The organism is Methanocalculus alkaliphilus (assembly GCF_024170505.1).
GTDB lineage: Archaea > Halobacteriota > Methanomicrobia > Methanomicrobiales > Methanocorpusculaceae > Methanocalculus > Methanocalculus alkaliphilus.
Window position 1 is genome coordinate 252,467 of record NZ_JALJYG010000001.1, and the last position, 18,139, is coordinate 270,605.

An 18,139-nucleotide genomic window follows, 5' to 3' on the forward strand; every position below is an offset into this window, starting at 1 on the left:
AATGGATACAAACCTCAGGTACTGGGATCTCCGATATGTCAGCGGAGAGCATACAGGAATAGATATCGATAACGGAGAGATTGAGGCGGCAGGCGTCTCGTTCTTCTCAAAGGCGGTCATCCGTGCCCTCGGCCCGAAAGGGTGGGGGATCGTGACCGTCGCCCCCTTCGACCCTGACGACAGGACCTCGCTCTCTGCATATCTGAGCAGGGCAGAGAAAGCCGCAGTCGTCACCCGGGAGGATGTCGTCCTTGCCGAGGCAGAGAACCGGACGATCCTTCCTGTTCCGTCGATGAAGGAGGATCCACGTGAAGTTCCCCTCGAGGAGAAGGCGGCACTCCTGATGGAGATTACACAGGCAGCCTCCGTTCCTGGCGTCACCAGCACCCGTGGAACCTATACCGAACGGAGCGAGACGGTCTTCTTCCTCGACTCGACGGGATATGAGACCTCACATACCATCTGCAGATCAGGCTTCTCCGCAATGGCTGTCGCCAGACGCAACGGCATGATGGAGATGGGGTATGTCCGCGATCATACGATTGACGGGCTCAACATCAGGCACAGGGGATCGGAGGGAGAGAAGGCCGGAAACCGTGCCGTCGCACTCCTTGATGCAAAGAAGCCGAAAGGAGGACGGATGCGGGCAGTCCTTGATCCCGAGCTTGGCGGTGTCTTTGCCCATGAGGCGGTCGGCCATGCAAGCGAGGGGGATCTCGTCAAGGAAGGAGCATCGGTCCTTAAAAATCAGATCGGTGAGGCAATAGGGAGCCCGGTCGTCACGATCATCGATGATCCGACCTTCAGGTCATTTGGATTTGAGCCGGTCGATGCTGAAGGGATCGGGGGGATTCGAACGGTTATCATCGAGGATGGTATCCTGAAACGGTACCTCCACTCACGGGAGACCCTTGCAGCAGTCGGATCCGGGGATGCCGGCCATGCACGGGCGATGCCCGGAAATGTCCCGATCGTCCGGATGAGCAACACCTATATTGCAGAAGGGGATGCCAGCTACGATGAGATCATCGAGGAATGCCGGGATGGCATCCTCCTCGCGGGCTCCCGTGGCGGCCAGGTCGATCCCGGCCGTGGCGTCTTCCAGTTCAATGCCGAGTACGGATATCTCATCGAAGGGGGCGAGCTGAAGGAGATGGTCAAAGACGTCTCACTCTCAGGAGAGATTCTCCAGACACTCCATTCCATAACCCTCTGTGGAAATGATCTCCGTATGCATCCGGGGTATTGTGGAAAGGGGGGACAGAGCGTCCCTGTATCGGACGGATCGCCCCATCTTCTCCTTGAAGAAGCGATCATCGGAGGAAGCGGCGATGTTTGAAGGTATTGAAGATGAGATCATCGAATACGGGATGGGTATCGTCGATGAAGTTGAGGTCGCCTGCATCAGGAGTGAGAGCGTCTCGATTGAGTTGAAGAAGACCGTCCCGGCTCATGCAGGAGAGTCATATGGCACCGGCCTCGTCATCAGGGTCATTGATGGCGGAAGGATCGGATCCTCGAGTACAAACAGCCCCGGGACATGGCGTTCCTGCCTCGATCAGGCGATAGCAAGCGCCCGCCTGGCAGAAGCAGTCCCATGGGGAGGCCTTCCCGGACCGGTCCCACTCTCCGGCGAACCACTGTCATTCGATCCCTCGGTCAGGCTCGACCCTGATCTCGCCCTCTCCACCTGTAACGAGCTTCTCCAGGGCGCAGAAGAGTATCCCGACGCAGACGTCGTCGGTGGGGGGGCAGGTTTTTCACTCAGTACGGTCCTCCTCGCAAACTCTGCCGGTATCCGATACCATGAGGAGCACAGCTCGGTCTCCGCATCCCTTGAGGCGATTGCGGATCAGTCCACCGGGTTTGAGTATGACAGATCCGCATTCATGGATATCGATCCCCAGGCAATCGGCCGGACCGCTGCCGAACTGGCAACCGGCTCGAGAAACGGCCTTCCCATCGATACCGGAACCTATGATCTCCTCTTCTCGCCGATGGCATTTGCAAGCCTCGCCGCGTCGCTCCTCCAGTCGGCACTGAACGGACGAAATGTCCATATGGGCCGATCCTTCCTCGCCGGGAAGCTCGGAGAGGTGATCGCATCCGAGGATCTGACCGTCACCGACGATCCTTTCTACCAGCGGGGGCTTGGAAGTACCCGGTTCGATGCGGAAGGCGTCCCCACATCCCGGATGGAACTCATAAAAGACGGTATTCTCACCTCCTATCTCTATGATCTCAAGACCGCATACCGGTTTGGGACGAAGAGCACCGGAAACGCAGCCCATGGCGGGCCCGGCGGCGGAGTCGGAATAGGGGTTCATAATATGGTCTTTGATGCCGAGCGGATGGCTGAGCCCGGCGAGGGGACCTGCATCTATATCCACGATGTCATCGGCGCCCATACCGCCAACCCGCTCACCGGAGACTTCTCGGTCGAAGTGCAGAACTCCTTTTTCATGGAAGACGGAGTCAAGGGTGATCCCATCAGAAAAGCGATGCTCGCCGGGAATATCTTTGAGATGCTCGGAAAGATCATCGGGATGGGGGAGACCCCACGCCGGGTTGGATCAGTCATCGTCCCTCCTGTCCGGGTATCGGATATGCGTCTTGTCGGGTAGACAGACAGGCATCCCTGCCACTTTTTTATCTGGTGAACAATCCTTATCCCCTCTTCCATCGAAGAAACACCCCACAGGTGGCATCATGAAGAAGGTTCTGCAACGCTGGTGTATAGATCATGAGATTCCCCTCATCGGGGTGGCGGATGCAGCACGATGGAAGGGAGAAGTTTTGGAGGAGTACCATCCGGATTCGATCTACCCGGGATGCAGATCCGTCATCGTCATCGGCCTCCCCATCCATCTCCCATCCATCGAATCGTCCCCATCAATCCAGTACCGGGAGATGTACAGAACCGTCAACGCCCTCCTTGACCAGTACACCTACCGGATAGCAGAACGGCTCAATCAGGCCGGACTCCCCTCCGTCTCGATCCCACGGGACGGATACGCGGGAATTGAGGCGTTGATCAAAAATCCGGTCGCCTTCTTCTCACACCGCCATGCCGCATACCTCGCCGGCCTTGGGACATTCGGGCTGAATAATATGCTCCTCACACCAGAATATGGACCACGCGTCAGGTTCGGATCAGTCCTGACAACCGCAGTCATCGAGCCGGATCCCATCCGGGCTGATGACCTCTGCACCCGGTGCATGGAATGTGTCACATACTGCCCTGTCAGGGCCGTCAGTCCGGAAGGGTATCCGGAGGGAAAGACCAATAAAGAGGCATGTGCAAAATACAGCGCCGCACTGAGCCGGAAGGCCATCTCGCCCTGCGGCATCTGTATCAAGGTCTGCCCGATCGGATCAGACCGTATCCTGTACGGGAGGGAGGATACAGGAATCTATAGGAAAGAGGGGGGAGATCCCACCCTGCAGAGAGCCTGGGAGCATATCAGGCGGCACGGATCCCTTTAAAAGACGCTCGCCTCAGAGTAGACGACAACATCGTCTGGCTGGATCTCATACGGCTTGATCTCCCGTGAGTGCTGGGACCGCCGCATCTTCACCACCTCAACCGCGAGATGGGTTCCGGAGAGATCGCTCGCCCGGACATACCGGAGCAGGACGACGCAGTCGACGAGGTACTCAACCAGCCCGTACTTACTTGCATAGGGGATCTGTGTATCGGTCTCGCTCGTCAGCACCAGGGTGCAGTTCTCATCACGCATCATCTCAACGAACCTGAACATCTCAAGCCGCCGGGTCGCCTCATCCGGGAGGAGACCCTCAAAGAGGGAGATTGGATCGATGACGACCCGTGATGCCTTCGTCTCCCTGATAAGGGCAGGGATATCATTTTTAATGCTGTTGATGGCAAGCGTGAAATCGGTTGGATCCAGTTTTATCAGGAAGAAGGTCTTATCCAGGTAGGTATCGATATCGTAGCCCCGCCGCCTGATACTCTCAACGATCATCTCTGCCCGTTCATCAAGACTGATGAAGACACAGGTCTCCCCCTTTGCAAGCCCTTCAAAGATGAAGCTGATCGCAAAGGTGGTCTTCCCTGTACCATAGGTCCCGATAAGTGCTGACACCGAGTGATGAATCAGGCCGCCGCCAAGCATCTCATCGAGACCCTCTATCCCGATCTTTATCCTCTTTTCACCTCTTCCGGCGGCCTGCCCGGGGGAGCGGCTCTTTGCCACCTCGTGTACCGGCTCATCCATCAATGCCGAGAAATCATCATCCACTCAGATCACCATCCTGATATTCGCCACCTCAAAACCGGTGGCATCGCTGATTTTTACCGCAAATTTCACAAGATCCCGCTCTTCAAGATACGGCATCACTCCACGGAACTTCAAAAAATACATAATTCTCTGCCGCCGCTGTGCCGAGCTCTCCTCCCACTGGAAGAGGATGACGGCATCGGCGGCATCACAGATCTCAAGCTCCCGGGAGGGATCAACGATACCACGTGCAAGATGAAGGAAGATCGTTGTATTCCATGCCTTTGCAACCCTCTGGAGACCATGAAGAAATGCGACCAGGTTCTTCCACCGGACCGGCTCGTTATGGAGACCCGCAAGATCGGTGAGGGAGTCGATGACGACAAGGCTGTTCTTCTTCCCTGCACCGAGTTCGGCGATGAGATCAGATAAGAGGCTGTCAGTCTCTGCCTTCCTCCGCTGCATCCGTGCAACAATGCCCTCCTGACTGTCGTACCAGGTTGCGGGGACGATACTTCTGTCAAAATATCCGCCTGAGAGATCGGAGAAGAGAACCCGGTCGGTGATCCCGGTTGTGATATCACGCTTAAACGAGCTGGTGATCTCCCTGATGATATCCTCTTTCGTCCGGGTGATACTGATATAACGGATCTCCTCGGGAACGGCATATCCGGAAGACGGGGTGCTCCCCATCCTGGAATGGGTGATGAGTGAGGTGTAGGCAAATTCGGCACTTCCAGCACCAATATCAGAGAGGAGGAGGACGAGTGACCCCGGTATCACGCCTCCGTTTAATACCGGGTCAAGAGAGGCGATCCCGGTCGGCATCCGGCTAACTGTATCTTCAAACATATAATTATTCCTCACCAGATAACCCACAGTTCATGGGCTCCACATATTCTAAGGATAAGGTATATCCCTTTGTGAGATAAGCATACCTGTGATAGCGGAGACCGGCCGCTCAATGGGGTAATAGTGGTGCCTTTCGATGAAGAGAAACAGCATGATCGCGATCTCCCGAAACCGGAGAGTGATCACTTTGGGGAGAGGCATGGCCCTTCACCACGGAAGAAGGGTTTCTTCTCTTTTTTACGTTGGAGAAGAGAGGAGGGAAGCCAGCCTGAACCAGCAGACCAGGAGGATGAGCGGATCGTTCATGATCCCCTCCAGCAGATTCCACCCCTCGAAGAGGTCATGATCCTTCCAAAGAGTCACGATCAGGGAGAGGCACCAATCCCTGATCCGGCTCCTCCATCCGAAGAAGCCGTTGGAGACGAGATGCTCACTCCCGATGATTATGCGGGCAGGGAAGAGAAGGGGATCACCTTAATGCGCGCCGATCCGGTTGATGCCGCCCCCCCGCGTTCCGAAGGTCCACAGAGGCGATCACTCCTTGGGATCTTCAGACGGGAAAGGGAGACGCTCTCGGTTCCCGAATATTCATATGAGACCGTCGGGCCACTTGTATCTGCCGTTCTGAAGGAGAATGAGGAGGAGGTTGATACCTACTGGATAGAGCCCGGACTCTCCCTCGTCTCAATCACCTACAACAGGGAGACGAGGCTGAAAGAGTACCATCTCTTCGAGCCGGTCCTGACTCCATATGAATATGAGCTGCTCGAACGGCTTTATGAGGATCTCCGTGACATCCTCATCCTGACAGATGTGGAGATCCGTGAAAATCCCTCCATCATCCTCTTCAGAAAGACCGAGGAACTCCTTCACCAGTATGGCCTGACCCTTGAACCGGAGACGATGTACAGGATACGGTACTATCTGAAGAGGAACTTCCTTGGCTGGTCACGGATTGAGCCCCTGATGAAGGATCTCGATATCGAGGATATCTCCTGTGACGGTCATGATATCCCGCTCTTCCTCTACCATCGTACCCACCGGAACATCAGAACAAATATCATGTTTCCGGAACGGCAGTTGAATTCACTCGCAATCACCCTCGCCCAGCGCTCAGGCAAGCACATCTCAATCGGAAACCCGATCCTCGATGCGACCCTCCCGGACGGCTCCCGCCTCCAGCTGACACTTGGGACCGAGGTGACGAGCCGGGGCTCCTCATTCACCATCAGGAAGTTCAGACCCGAGCCGTTCACCCCGGTCGAACTGATGGAGAGGGGCACCTTCACCGTCGATCAGCTCGTCTACTTCTGGCTTGCCATCGAGAACAACAAGAGCCTCCTGTATATCGGAGGAACCGCATCCGGGAAGACCTCGTCATTGAATGCGATGTCTCTCTTCATCCCGCCGCTTGCAAAGGTCGTCTCGATCGAGGATACCCGTGAGATTATGCTTTACCGGGAGAACTGGATCGCAAGCGTCACTCGCGAATCGGTCTCATCCGAGGGGAGCAGAAGCATCAATATGTTCGACCTCCTCAAGGCGGCGATGCGGCAGCGGCCGGAATATATCATCGTTGGCGAGGTCCGGGGACCTGAGGCGCAGACCCTCTTCCAGGCGATGAATACCGGCCACACCACCTACTCGACGATGCATGCAGGCGGTGTCGATGCAACGATTCACCGTCTCGAATCCGAGCCCCTGAATGTTCCACGAAACATGCTCCAGGCATTGAACATCATCTCGGTCCAGGCACTCATCTTCCGGGGAACCGAACGGGTCAGGAGATGTCAGGAGATCGTTGAGATCACAGGGATTGAACCAAATTCAGGGAATGTCCTCCTCAACAACGTCTTTGAGTACGATCCCGTCTCTGATCAGATGAAATATTCCCAAAGATCGCATGTTTACTCCGCCATCGCCGCAAACAGGGGATGGAGCAGGGAAGAACTCTCTGCCGAGGTGGAACGGAGAAGGCAGGTGATCACCGCGATGCATGAGCAGGGGATAACTGACTTCAAATCGGTCTCGGAGATCTTCTCAATATTTGCGATCACCCCCGATCTGATCCTCGCCGAGATTGGTGATCTCAAGCAGGTCCTCTCATGATGTTGTATGAACGGGTGCGCCGGTTTGCCCGTCGCCACCCTCTCCGGTTTCAGCAGATCAGAAATGATATCCTCTCCGCACGGATGGGTATCACGGTTGAGCGGTTCTTCTTCCAGGCCATCCTTGTGGGACTCCTCACCGGAGGCTTCTTTGGTATTCTCTTCTTCACCCTCGCCGGCATCTTTGAACCGATCACCATATCACAGGCTGCCTATGAGTTCTCCCGCCAGAACCTCCTGAGAGTGCCATTCCTTGCAGACCTGCCAATGGAAAACCTCCTCTTCCGGAGCATCGCATCGGTTATCATATTCTGCATCTCCTCCTATGCCGCCTTCCGGACTGCACTTGCATTTCCGGCCCTTGTCAAGTCCAACCGTGCAACACGGATCAACCTGACACTCCACAATGCCGTCGCCTATATGTATGCGATGAGGAGGGGAGGGGCAGAACTGATCGAGATCTTCCGTTCACTCTCTGAGAACGCTCATGTCTATGGGGAGGTCTCGCTGGAGTTCCGTCAGGTGGTCAGGGACTGTGACTTTTTTGGCCATGATATCATCTCTGCACTCCGTGAGCTTCAGATCTCCACACCATCGGCAAAGATGAAGGACTTCATCCAGGATCTCCTCTCGGTCATCGAGAGCGGGGGAAATATGACAGGGTTTCTCCAGGCGAAGGTAAATCTTTACCAGGATGAAGCACGGTTTGAACAGAAGCAGTTTTTAAGCACCCTCTCCCTCGTGGCAGAAGGATACGTCACCCTCTTCGTTGCCGGACCACTCTTCCTGATCATCGTCATGGTCGTTATGGGGATGATGGGGCCCGGGGCGCTGATGCAGCTCAACATCGTCATATATGCGCTGATCCCCATCGGGACAGCGATCTTCATCGTCTTCATCGATATGATCACCTCCCAGCCCGATAAGGTGCAGCGCTATTCGATCATCCAGGAGCTGCATGAGTACCCGGATGTCCGGGTGAGTGATGAGAAGAAGGAGTATGAGGAAGGGCTGATCGAGAGGCTGAAGAAGTATGACAGGATGACACGGATTCGTGAGTTCTTCTCAGATCCCCTCCATTATTTCCTTGTACTCCCCCGGCGTGTCTTCTATTTCAGTGTTCCGATTGGGCTCATCTATCTCACCTTCTGGTATCTCCAGATCCCCGATTACGGCAATACCGAGCTCTTCATCAGGGTGCTGGACGATTATGTCATCGCCACGTTCCTCATCATCTTCGGCCCGTATGCAGTCGCACATACCATATGGAGCAGGCGGATCAATGAGATCGAATCGTCACTCCCCGACTTTCTCCAGCGGCTGGCCGGAATCAACGAGGTCGGCCTCACCATCGCAAAGGCACTCTCGATCCTCGTCAGGACGAACCTCGGCCTCCTCAGCTATGAGATCAAAAAGATCAAGCGGGATCTCGAATGGGGTGCCAATGTGGAGGATGCCCTTGTCAGGTTTGAGGAACGCCTCTCCACACCGTCCATCTCCCGGACAGTCACCCTCATCACCCGTGCAAGCGCGATGAGTGGGGAGATCGGGCAGGTCCTCAACATCGCCGCAAGTGATGCCGAGATGAGTGAGACCCTCAAGAGAGAGCGGGGAGGGGAGATGTTCCTCTATACCGCCGTCGTCTACCTCGCCTTCTTCGTCTTTATCTTCGTCGTGATGGTCATCGGGACCCAGTTCCTTCCGGTCATTGAGATGGCAGATACCGATAGTGCACCTGCCGGGACGGCCTTCTCGGCGGTCGGTGCGATATCAGCACTCACCTACGGCCGGCTCTTCTACCATGCCGTTGTTATCCAGGCGATCTGCTCAGGACTCCTTGCAGGGCTGATGGGCGAATCAACGCTTGCTGCAGGTGTCAAGCACTCCTGCATCATGGTCCTTGCGGCCTTTGTGATCTTTGCGATCTTTTAACCGCATTTTATTCTGCGATACCCTTATTACATCTCTGCGGGAAAAGAAACCTAGGTGATTGAACTATGTGTACTGTTGGTGGAGCCCACGATGTGGAGATGGAAGAGGACCGGGTGAAAGGAAAGGATTACCGCTGCCGTGACTGCAATGCAACCTTCAAAGCAGTTGGAAAACATCCCATCTGCCCGACCTGCCAGTCTGAAAATCTCACTGAAGCATGATCCTGACACCAGGTGATCGTGCGGTCCTCATCAGAGGACATACTTCTTTTCTTATCGTTGCCCGGGCAGGGAAGCGGTTCCCCCTCATCATCGATACCTTCGATGACGAGTATGTCCAGGGTATCATGCCTGATGATATCATCGCCGTCTCTGCACCTGAGGGGGGGATGGTACGGCCGGCACTGTATCTCCTCGATCTCGTACGGCTCTATGATCAGCCGCTTCTTGTCCTCCCAAAAGAGCATCCCGGATCCAGAAGGCTCAGATACCTTGTTTCCGCAGGCCCGGAGATTCACCTCTCCTGCGGGATCGTCAGGGGGACACACCCGGAGCAGCATCTCCTCTGTTCAGGCGAAGATCTCTCAGGAGGAGTACTATCAGGCAGAGATGGCGTTATTTTTGTTGAAAACCTTTCCGGGGTGAGATCATGGGACTATCTCCCCAATGAGCCTCTGGATACAGAACAACAATTATAAGAGCTTCTATTAACCAATTATTCTGTTGCCGTGAGAGGAGGGTTGGATGAAAACTGAGGTTCTGAAGAGCATCAAAAAGACCGAAGAAGAGTACCGTCTGATGATCGAGAAAGCATCGGCTGAGCGTGAGCAGATTATTGCAAATGCCAGACTTGAAGCGGATAATCAGATTACCAAGGCGGCAGCCGTCGCCGAGGAGTACAAGAAGAAGCGTCTCGCAGATGCACGAAGTGAAGCTGCAAAGAAGCATTCCGTGATCCTTGAAGAAGGCAGAAAGCAAGCCGAATCACTCAGATCAAAGGGTAACAAGCGGCAGAAGGAAGCTGTTTCTTTGCTCACCGAGAGATTCAAGGAGAGAGTCCATGTTACAGCCTAAGACGATGACGCGTCTGCTCATTGTTGGATCAAAGGAGCAGATGTCGTCGGCTGTGACTGAACTATATCGTCATCACGTATTTCACATCACCGATTATACCGATCAGGGGAAGGAAGGATTTGAAGGAGTCCGTATCGGGCAACCGATGGCAGGAGCAACCGAGCTCTCTACCGATCTCATCAAGATCCGGTCCATCGAAAACACCTTCGGACTGACACCTGACGATTATATCGGCGCCCCGAGACGTCCTGCGGCCTCGATCAGAGAGATTATTGAGCGTGACCTCCCAAAACTTGAAGAAAAGGTCAGCAATCTCACGGCACAGAGATCATCGGCCGAAGCGCGTATCAGGGTAAATGAACAGCGTATCGCAGAGTTAGAACCATTCTCGGCGATTCCACTGGAACTTGGCTTATATAGCGGATATGATTCTATATCTGTCATTGCAGGACGGGTCTCCAGGGATATCGAGATTCCTGTTCCCCATGAGAAGTTCTTCACCCCCGCCAGGAGTGGCGGCACAATGGTAATCTTCTTTAAAAACGAGAGCCGGAGTGCTGTTGAAGAAGCTCTGGGGAACGCAGATTTCCAGCAGGTTCCGATTCCGACGGAGGATGGTTCCGTCCGGCAGAAGATCGACCAGTACAGGTCAGAGATCTCTACCTTACACGCAGAGATTGCGGATATCGATCGGAAACTTGAAGGACTCAGATCCGAGAACGGACAGTTCCTCGCAGCATGTGACGAGGTTCTGAGTGCCGATGTCGAACAGGCAGAAGCACCACTCAGGTTTGCAACCACCGACCTCATCTTCATCGCTGACGGCTGGGTTCCGACGGGAGATGTAGAGACCGTCAAATCCGGGCTGTCACAGGCTACCGGCGACCGGATCCTTGTGATGGAGGCTGAAGAGAGCGAGGGGGAGCATAGCGAACCACCTGTCGAGTATAACAACCCGTCATTCTCCAGACCGACGGAACTGATCATCGACACGTATTCACGACCACGATATGATGAACTTGATCCGACACTCATCGTATCGATCATCTTCCCGCTCTTCTTTGGTATCATCCTCGGAGATATCGGGTACGGTGCCATTCTTCTGGTTCTCGCCCTGGGTCTTCGGAAGATACTGAAAGGCGAAGCTATGGAGCGTCTCCTGAATGTCCTCAGGAACGCAAGCATATCCGCAATCACCTTCGGTATAATCTATGCCGAATGTTTCGGAGCTCATCCCGGTGCACTGAATATCCACCTCTGGGATCCGATTCTGAGCAGACACCTGCTGATCGGAACGCACGCGTACTATCAGGCGGACATTATTATTCTCCTGGTATTTGCGGTCTGGCTTGGTGTTCTGCAGATGACACTTGGCCGTATGATGAGTGTCGTCAACCACTACCGCCACCGTGATATGGTCCATGTCATGGGTCAGGCGGGCTGGATAGCCCTGATGTGGGGAGTATTAGCGATCATCTGGTCGATAGCTCCAATTCCGCTCATGCCGGATCTGACCGGGCTCCCACCTGTCGTGATGGGCTTCAATATTGCAGCCGTCATCGGGGCATTCCTGGTCGTTGCCGGAGCAATCGCAATTATGCGCGAATCACCTATTGAACTTATCGAGATCCCCTCGATTCTCAGCCACTCGTTATCATACACACGTCTGACCTCGGTGGGTCTTTCGTCAGTGGCAATTGCGATGGTGGTCAATTTTATCGCCATCGAGATGCTGATCGAGCCTCAGCTGTCGCAGCTGACACCGGTCGGGATTATTATCGTGATCTTTGGAATTGCCGTCCTTCTCACAGGCCATCTTCTCAATACGGCACTTGGTCTCCTTGGAGGAGGTCTGCAGTCTCTCAGGTTGCAGTATGTTGAGTTCTTCACCAAATTCTACAAAGGCGGTGGAGAGAAGTACAAACCCTTTGGAATGAAAAAGAGATTAACGGAGGATTAAAAAATGGATGTAGCAACAGCAATGGTAACAGTCGAAATGGTCGAAGCATCGCAGATGGGAATGAAGGCAATAGGAGCAGCGCTCGCAGTCGGTCTCACCGGTATTGGTGCGGGTCTTGCTGAGATGACTATCGGGGCAGCTGCTGTTGGTGCAACCGCAGAGAACAAGGATGTCTTCGGTATGGCACTTCTGCTCACGGTTATTCCGGAAACGATCGTCATCTTCGGTCTTGTTGTCTCACTGCTGATCCTGTTCTGAGTGGAGCCGACAATGGGACTAGAAGTTGTCGCAGAAGAGATCAGGGAGAAAGGGCAGAAAGAAGCCACTGCTATCCGGAATGAAGCCAATGAAGAGGCCCAGCGGATCATAGCGGCAGCAGCAGAGAAGGCATTGTTGATCAAACAGGATGCAGAGACAGAGGTGGAGCGGCAGATCGGCCAGATGATGGCACAGGAGATCTCAGCCGCTAATCTCCTCGTCAAGCGTGAAGTCCTCAACGCGCAGAAAGGAATGCTCGATGAGGTCTATAACGAGACGAAGAGCGCTCTATCAGAGCTTCCCGGGACCGCCCATGCAAAGGCGGTCCGCGAACTCCTCAAGGCGATCGTCAAGGAGATCAAGGAAGGGCGTGTCTACTGCAACAGCCGCGATCAGCAGGCAGCTGAGGCTGCCCTCTCCGAACTGAAAACTCTGAGCGGATACTCGTTTGGCGGTGTCATCGATATCGATGGTGGCGTCGTTGTCAAAAGTGCAGACGGTCAGCTGACCATAGATCTCAGCTATCAGACCTTCCTTGACGAAGTCTGGGAATCCGGGTTGAAAGACGCCTCGGATATTCTCTTTGGGTAGGGGGGGATGAGCTGATGTCTGTGGTGAGTGGCGGAACAGCCCCCTATGTCTACGTCTGCACGCGAATGCGTGTCCGTAAATCCAAACTGCTCCCGCGAGAAGAATACCTCCGGATGCTCAACATGAGCCTTCCCCAGATCACCCGTCATATCGAGGAGATGGAGTATAAACGGGAGATCGATGAGCTTGCCGCATCCTTCGACGGGATCGATCTCGTCGAGGAGGCACTCTCCTGGAATCTTGCAAAAGAGTTCCAGAAGATTCTGGAGATCACCCCTGGCATCCTGAAACAGTTCACCAAATCCTATCTCCGCAGGTGGGACATCCAGAATGTCCTCACCATCATCCGTGGTAAGAACCAGGGGATGAAAGCAGGGAAGATCAAGGAAGTCGTTGTTCCGGCAGGGTCGCTCGATGTGAACTTCCTGGATCGTATGATCTCAGAAGAGTCTAACGAGCGTGCAATCGAGATGCTCAAAGGGCTTCCCCTTTACTCCGTCATCGAACGTGAGCTGCCCGCCGCGATCGAGAAGGGATCCTTTGGAAGGCTTGAGAATGAACTCTATCGTCAATTCTATGCCGATCTCATTAATGAGGCATCCGGCGGACTGAAGGGCGGAGATCAGTTTCTCAGATCCATCCAGCTGGATATTGATACCAGGAATATCAAGACACTCTTTCGGCTGAGAGGACATGTAACCTCCCAGGAAGAGATGGAAGGTGTCTTCATTCCCGGTGCCTCGTTCGGTGAGGAGGAGTTGAAGAGGCTCTCACAGGTGGAGAGTCTCGATGAGCTCGTCGATGCTCTGAGGAAGAAAGTAAAGAGCTCCGCACTTGTTGATGTCCTGGAGGGGCTTCGTGAGGAGAAACCCATTCACGAAGTCGAAAATGCCCTGATTCGTGCCCAGCTTGAGTATATGGATCGCATCTCGAAGAGGAATCCATTCTCAATTCATCCTATTCTCGTCTATCTTGAGAAGAAGAAGTATGAAGTGACGAATCTTCGGGCACTCGCACGGGGCAAGCAGGCAAACCTTCCGGCTGAGAGGATCGAGAACTATCTGGTGATATGATGGAGATCGCAGTAATCGGAAAAGATGAGTTTATCCTTGGCTTCCGGCTTGCAGGTATTCAGAAGACCCTCGCAGCTGAAACCCCGGAGAAACTCACAGAGGCGATCACACGGACCCTTGAGGATCCGAATGTGGGTATCCTCGTCCTCCAGAGTACAGATATGGAACAGGTCCCGAGGAAGCTCCAGGTTGCCCTTGAGAACTCGGTGAAACCGACCGTCATCTCCATCGGTGGCGAGACAGGTGGTCTCTCCCTGAGAGAGCGGATAAAGCGATCAGTGGGTGTTGATCTGTGGAAGTAAAGAAACAATCAGGAATTCTCAAAAGGATTGCGGGGCCGGTGGTCACCGCAATCAACCTTGATGCACACATGTATGATGTCGTCAAGGTCGGTAATGAGGAGCTGATGGGTGAGGTGATCAAGATTGATGGTGAGAATATCATCATCCAGGTCTATGAAGACACCTCCGGTATCAAGCCGGGCGAACCCGTCACCAACACGGGCCTCTCGCTCGCAGTCGAGCTTGGGCCCGGGCTCCTGACCAGTATCTATGATGGTATCCAGCGGCCTCTTGAGGTCCTCGTCGATAAGATGGGGAACTTCATTGAGCGTGGTGTGACTGCCCCCGGTCTGGACAGATCGAAGAAGTGGGAGTTTACACCCGTCGTCAAGGCAGGTGACCGTGTCGAACCAGGCCAGGTCATCGGCGAGGTCCAGGAGACCAACAAGATGCATCGGATCATGATCCCCCCCAACGCAAAGGGCGGGGTCGTCAAGTCGATCAGCCCGGGATCATTTACAGTCGAAGAGACCGTCATCACCCTTGAGGATGGATCTCAGTACCCGATGATGCAGGTCTGGCCGGTCCGTGTGCCGCGTCCGGTCGCAGAGAAGAAGAACCCAAAGATCCCCCTCAACACAGGGCAGCGTATCCTTGATGGTCTCTTCCCGATTGCAAAAGGCGGAACGGCAGCTATTCCAGGACCATTCGGTTCAGGAAAGACCGTTACCCAGCAGCAGCTTGCAAAATGGTCCGATGCAGAGATAGTCGTCTATATCGGCTGTGGTGAGCGTGGCAACGAGATGACCGAGGTTCTTACAGAGTTCCCGCACCTCGATGACCCAAAGACCGGAAAGCCCCTGATGGAGCGGACCGTCCTGATCGCCAACACCTCAAACATGCCGGTGGCTGCACGTGAAGCATCGGTTTATACCGGAATCACCATCGCGGAGTACTTCCGTGACATGGGCTATGACGTCTCCCTGATGGCAGACTCAACCTCCCGGTGGGCCGAAGCGATGCGTGAAATCTCAAGCCGTCTTGAAGAGATGCCCGGTGAAGAGGGATACCCTGCATATCTTGCAGCCCGTCTCTCCGAGTTCTATGAGCGTGCAGGTCTCGTCGAGACACTCGCTGGCGGAGCAGGATCCGTTACCGTCATCGGGGCAGTCTCCCCGCCAGGTGGTGACTTCTCCGAACCGGTTACCCAGAACACACTCCGTATCGTGAAGGTCTTCTGGGCACTGGATGCAAAGCTCTCCCAGCGGCGTCACTTCCCTGCGATCAACTGGTTAAACTCGTACTCCCTGTACCTTGACCAGCTCCATGACTACTATGACGAGAACATCTCCCCCGAATGGAACAAGCTCCGTTCATGGGCGATGGAAGTCCTTCAGAAAGAGTCAGAGCTGCAGGAGATCGTTCAGCTCGTCGGATCCGACGCACTCCCCGAATCTGAGCAGATCACCATCGAGGTTGCCCGGATGCTCCGTGAGATCTTTCTCCAGCAGAATGCCTACGATGATGTCGATACCTACTGTGACATGACGAAGCAGTTTGATATCATGAAGGCCATCAAGGTGTATGCTGAGCTTGCATATGCTGCACAGGTTGCCGGTGTTGCTCCGCAGCAGATCATCAGCATCAAGGCGAAGTCAGATCTCCCGCAGACCAAGTTCACCCGTGACTACAAGCCGATGCTTGAGCAGATCCATAAGGATATGGAGTCTGAGTTCACCGCACTGAGGGCAGGAGCATGAAGGAATATAAGACAGTGACCAAGATCGCCGGTCCTCTCGTCTTTGTCGAGAAGACCGAGCCGGTCGGATACCAGGAACTGGTCAACATCGTGCTCGCAGACGGCACCATGAAGCGTGGCCAGGTCCTTGATACAAGCGATGATCTCGTCGTCGTGCAGGTCTTTGAGACGACTGCCGGTATCGGCAGGGACTCGGGGATCAGGTTCCTTGGTGAATCGATCAAGATGCCGGTCGGTCGTGAGATGCTCGGCCGTATCCTCTCCGGAGGCGGCAAGCCCATCGACGGCGGACCAGAGATCGTCCCTGAGAAACGGCTCGATATCACCGGTGCTGCGATCAACCCGTATGCACGTGGAAATCCAAAGGACTTCATCCAGACAGGTATCTCCACAATCGACGGGACAAATACCCTCGTTCGTGGACAGAAACTGCCAATCTTCTCGGGGTCAGGTCTTCCCCACAATGATATTGCTCTGCAGATCGCACGTCAGGCAAAGGTTCCAGGCTCAACTGAATCTTTTGCTGTCGTCTTTGCTGCAATGGGTATCACAAAAGAGGAAGCCAACCACTTCATGGAGGACTTCGAGCGGACCGGTGCTCTTGAGCGTGCGGTCGTCTTCCTCAACCTTGCAGACGATCCGGCGGTCGAGCGTATCATTACGCCACGTCTCGCACTGACCACTGCAGAGTACCTCGCATACGAGCTTGGATACCATGTTCTTGTCATCCTCACGGACATGACCAACTACTGTGAGGCGCTCCGTCAGATCGGTGCGGCACGTGAAGAGGTTCCGGGCCGTCGTGGATATCCGGGATACATGTATACCGATCTCGCCAACATCTACGAGCGTGCCGGTATCATCAAGGGAGTCAAAGGCTCTGTCACCCAGATTCCTATCCTGACGATGCCGGGTGACGATATCACCCATCCGATCCCTGATCTGACCGGGTACATCACCGAAGGGCAGATCGTTGTTTCCCGTGAACTTCACAGGAAGGGTATCTACCCGCCGATCAATGTTCTTCCATCGCTGTCGCGTCTGATGAACCTCGGTATCGGCGAAGGACTGACCCGTGATGACCATAAGAAGGTCTCGGATCAGCTCTACGCAGGATATGCGGAAGGAAACGATCTTCGTGGTCTCGTCGCAATCGTCGGAAAGGATGCGCTCTCCGAGCGTGACCGGCTCTTCCTTGAAGTGGCAGACTACTTTGAGAACCAGTTCGTCCGCCAGGGCATCAGTGAAGATCGGACCATTCAGAGAACCCTCGATGTCGGCTGGGAGCTCCTTGCAACACTGCCGGAAGAGCAGCTTGTCAGGATCGACCGTGATCTGATCAGGAAGTACCATCCCAAGTACCGGAAGGAGTAACCTGCCATGGCGCTCCGCGATGTAAAGCCGACCCGATCTGAACTGATCGCTCTCAAGAGGAGGATCAAGCTCTCAGAGCGCGGCTATAAGCTCCTGAAGATGAAACGTGACGGGCTGATCCTTGAGTTCTTCAAGATCCTTGAACAGGCAAAGGATACCCGTGACGAACTCGCCCGGAAATATGAACGGGCACAGGAGATGATCGCCATCGCAGATACGGTCGAAGGCGCCATCGGTGTGAAGGCTGCTGCCTTCTCTGTTGGAGATGTACCACAGATCGAGCTCAAAAGCAAGAACATCATGGGAGTCGTCGTCCCTGACATCAAATCCTCAAGCGTGAGGAAGAACCCGATGGAGCGGGGATACGGTGTCATCGGCACCTCGTCGGTCATCGATGAGGCCGCGGATGCGTTTGAGGATCTCCTCGAGACGATCATCCATAACGCCGAGATCGAGACGACGATGAAGAGGCTCCTCGACGAGATTGAACGTACCAAGCGGCGTGTCAACGCTCTTGAGTTCAAAGTCATCCCCGAGCAGACAGAGGCACGTGACTTCATCAAGATGCGTCTCGATGAGATGGAGCGTGAAGAACTCTTCCGCTTAAAGAAGATTAAGGCCCGGACACAGGCCTGAT

18 protein-coding genes are annotated in these 18,139 nt (G+C 54.5%); 16 read left to right on the forward strand and 2 right to left on the reverse strand.

From position 1 onward, the window contains the following. The first annotated feature begins 1 nt into the window (after position 1). The 3 genes from J2T58_RS01425 to J2T58_RS01435 all read left to right on the forward strand — a co-directional run bounded on the left by J2T58_RS01425 (position 2) and on the right by J2T58_RS01435 (position 3,486). Positions 2-1,339, forward strand: a complete 1,338-nt coding sequence (locus J2T58_RS01425) for a TldD/PmbA family protein (protein WP_253486850.1) — start codon at positions 2-4, stop codon at positions 1,337-1,339. Continuing rightward, a complete protein-coding gene (locus tag J2T58_RS01430) occupies positions 1,332-2,624 on the forward strand; it encodes a TldD/PmbA family protein (RefSeq protein ID WP_253486852.1) in 1,293 nt (430 codons plus the stop codon). The genes J2T58_RS01425 and J2T58_RS01430 overlap by 8 nt, the downstream gene beginning before the upstream one ends. Before the next feature lie 85 nt (positions 2,625-2,709). Beyond that, positions 2,710-3,486, forward strand: a complete 777-nt coding sequence (locus J2T58_RS01435; protein ID WP_253486854.1) for a 4Fe-4S binding protein — start codon at positions 2,710-2,712, stop codon at positions 3,484-3,486. Here the strand turns inward: J2T58_RS01435 and J2T58_RS01440 are convergent. Together J2T58_RS01440 and J2T58_RS01445 are read right to left on the reverse strand one after the other, a co-directional pair. Continuing rightward, the gene (locus tag J2T58_RS01440) at positions 3,483-4,136 is read right to left on the reverse strand and encodes a KaiC domain-containing protein (protein WP_253486925.1); all 654 of its coding nucleotides are present in this window, start codon (positions 4,134-4,136) and stop codon (positions 3,483-3,485) included. The two genes, J2T58_RS01435 and J2T58_RS01440, sit on opposite strands and share 4 nt — an antisense overlap. A 126-nt stretch (positions 4,137-4,262) precedes the next feature. Further along, positions 4,263-5,093 carry an RAD55 family ATPase gene (locus tag J2T58_RS01445; protein WP_253486856.1) on the reverse strand — a complete coding sequence of 277 codons (831 nt, stop codon included), beginning with the start codon at positions 5,091-5,093 and terminating at the stop codon, positions 4,263-4,265. Positions 5,094-5,570: 477 nt separating this feature from the next. Here J2T58_RS01445 and J2T58_RS01450 point away from each other — a divergent pair, with 477 nt between their 5' ends. The 13 genes from J2T58_RS01450 (at position 5,571) to J2T58_RS01510 (ending at position 18,138) form a co-directional block, all read left to right on the forward strand. Further along, positions 5,571-7,202: a type II/IV secretion system ATPase subunit gene (locus tag J2T58_RS01450; RefSeq protein ID WP_436262626.1), complete on the forward strand. Its 1,632-nt coding sequence runs from the start codon at positions 5,571-5,573 to the stop codon at positions 7,200-7,202. After that, positions 7,199-9,133 (forward strand): type II secretion system F family protein, encoded by a 1,935-nt coding sequence (locus tag J2T58_RS01455; protein WP_253486859.1) that lies wholly within the window; start codon positions 7,199-7,201, stop codon positions 9,131-9,133. The genes J2T58_RS01450 and J2T58_RS01455 overlap by 4 nt, the downstream gene beginning before the upstream one ends. 65 nt (positions 9,134-9,198) lie before the next feature. Next, a complete protein-coding gene (locus tag J2T58_RS01460; protein ID WP_253486860.1) occupies positions 9,199-9,354 on the forward strand; it encodes a hydrogenase maturation nickel metallochaperone HypA in 156 nt (51 codons plus the stop codon). After that, positions 9,351-9,830 (forward strand): alpha/beta hydrolase, encoded by a 480-nt coding sequence (locus tag J2T58_RS01465; protein ID WP_253486861.1) that lies wholly within the window; start codon positions 9,351-9,353, stop codon positions 9,828-9,830. Before J2T58_RS01460 ends, J2T58_RS01465 begins: the two co-directional genes overlap by 4 nt. A 46-nt stretch (positions 9,831-9,876) precedes the next feature. Continuing rightward, on the forward strand, positions 9,877-10,206 hold the full coding sequence (locus J2T58_RS01470) for an ATPase (RefSeq protein WP_253486862.1): 330 nt from the start codon (positions 9,877-9,879) through the stop codon (positions 10,204-10,206). Then, positions 10,193-12,166 carry a V-type ATP synthase subunit I gene (locus J2T58_RS01475; protein WP_253486863.1) on the forward strand — a complete coding sequence of 658 codons (1,974 nt, stop codon included), beginning with the start codon at positions 10,193-10,195 and terminating at the stop codon, positions 12,164-12,166. Before J2T58_RS01470 ends, J2T58_RS01475 begins: the two co-directional genes overlap by 14 nt. Positions 12,167-12,169: 3 nt before the next feature. Beyond that, positions 12,170-12,424 (forward strand): ATP synthase subunit C-like protein, encoded by a 255-nt coding sequence (locus J2T58_RS01480; protein ID WP_253486864.1) that lies wholly within the window; start codon positions 12,170-12,172, stop codon positions 12,422-12,424. Between the two features lie 12 nt (positions 12,425-12,436). After that, the gene (locus J2T58_RS01485) at positions 12,437-13,015 is read left to right on the forward strand and encodes a V-type ATP synthase subunit E family protein (RefSeq protein ID WP_253486866.1); all 579 of its coding nucleotides are present in this window, start codon (positions 12,437-12,439) and stop codon (positions 13,013-13,015) included. A 14-nt stretch (positions 13,016-13,029) separates the two neighbouring features. Beyond that, on the forward strand, positions 13,030-14,088 hold the full coding sequence (locus tag J2T58_RS01490) for a V-type ATP synthase subunit C (protein WP_253486868.1): 1,059 nt from the start codon (positions 13,030-13,032) through the stop codon (positions 14,086-14,088). Further along, the gene (locus tag J2T58_RS01495) at positions 14,088-14,390 is read left to right on the forward strand and encodes a V-type ATP synthase subunit F (protein WP_253486927.1); all 303 of its coding nucleotides are present in this window, start codon (positions 14,088-14,090) and stop codon (positions 14,388-14,390) included. Before J2T58_RS01490 ends, J2T58_RS01495 begins: the two co-directional genes overlap by 1 nt. Beyond that, positions 14,381-16,129, forward strand: coding sequence for an ATP synthase subunit A (locus tag J2T58_RS01500; RefSeq protein WP_253486870.1), 1,749 nt, complete (start codon positions 14,381-14,383; stop codon positions 16,127-16,129). Before J2T58_RS01495 ends, J2T58_RS01500 begins: the two co-directional genes overlap by 10 nt. Next, entirely contained in the window at positions 16,126-17,502 is a 1,377-nt protein-coding gene (locus tag J2T58_RS01505; protein ID WP_253486871.1) for an ATP synthase subunit B, read from the forward strand. Before J2T58_RS01500 ends, J2T58_RS01505 begins: the two co-directional genes overlap by 4 nt. Positions 17,503-17,508: 6 nt before the next feature. Next, positions 17,509-18,138, forward strand: coding sequence for a V-type ATP synthase subunit D (locus J2T58_RS01510; RefSeq protein ID WP_253486872.1), 630 nt, complete (start codon positions 17,509-17,511; stop codon positions 18,136-18,138). Position 18,139: the final 1 nt, after the last annotated feature.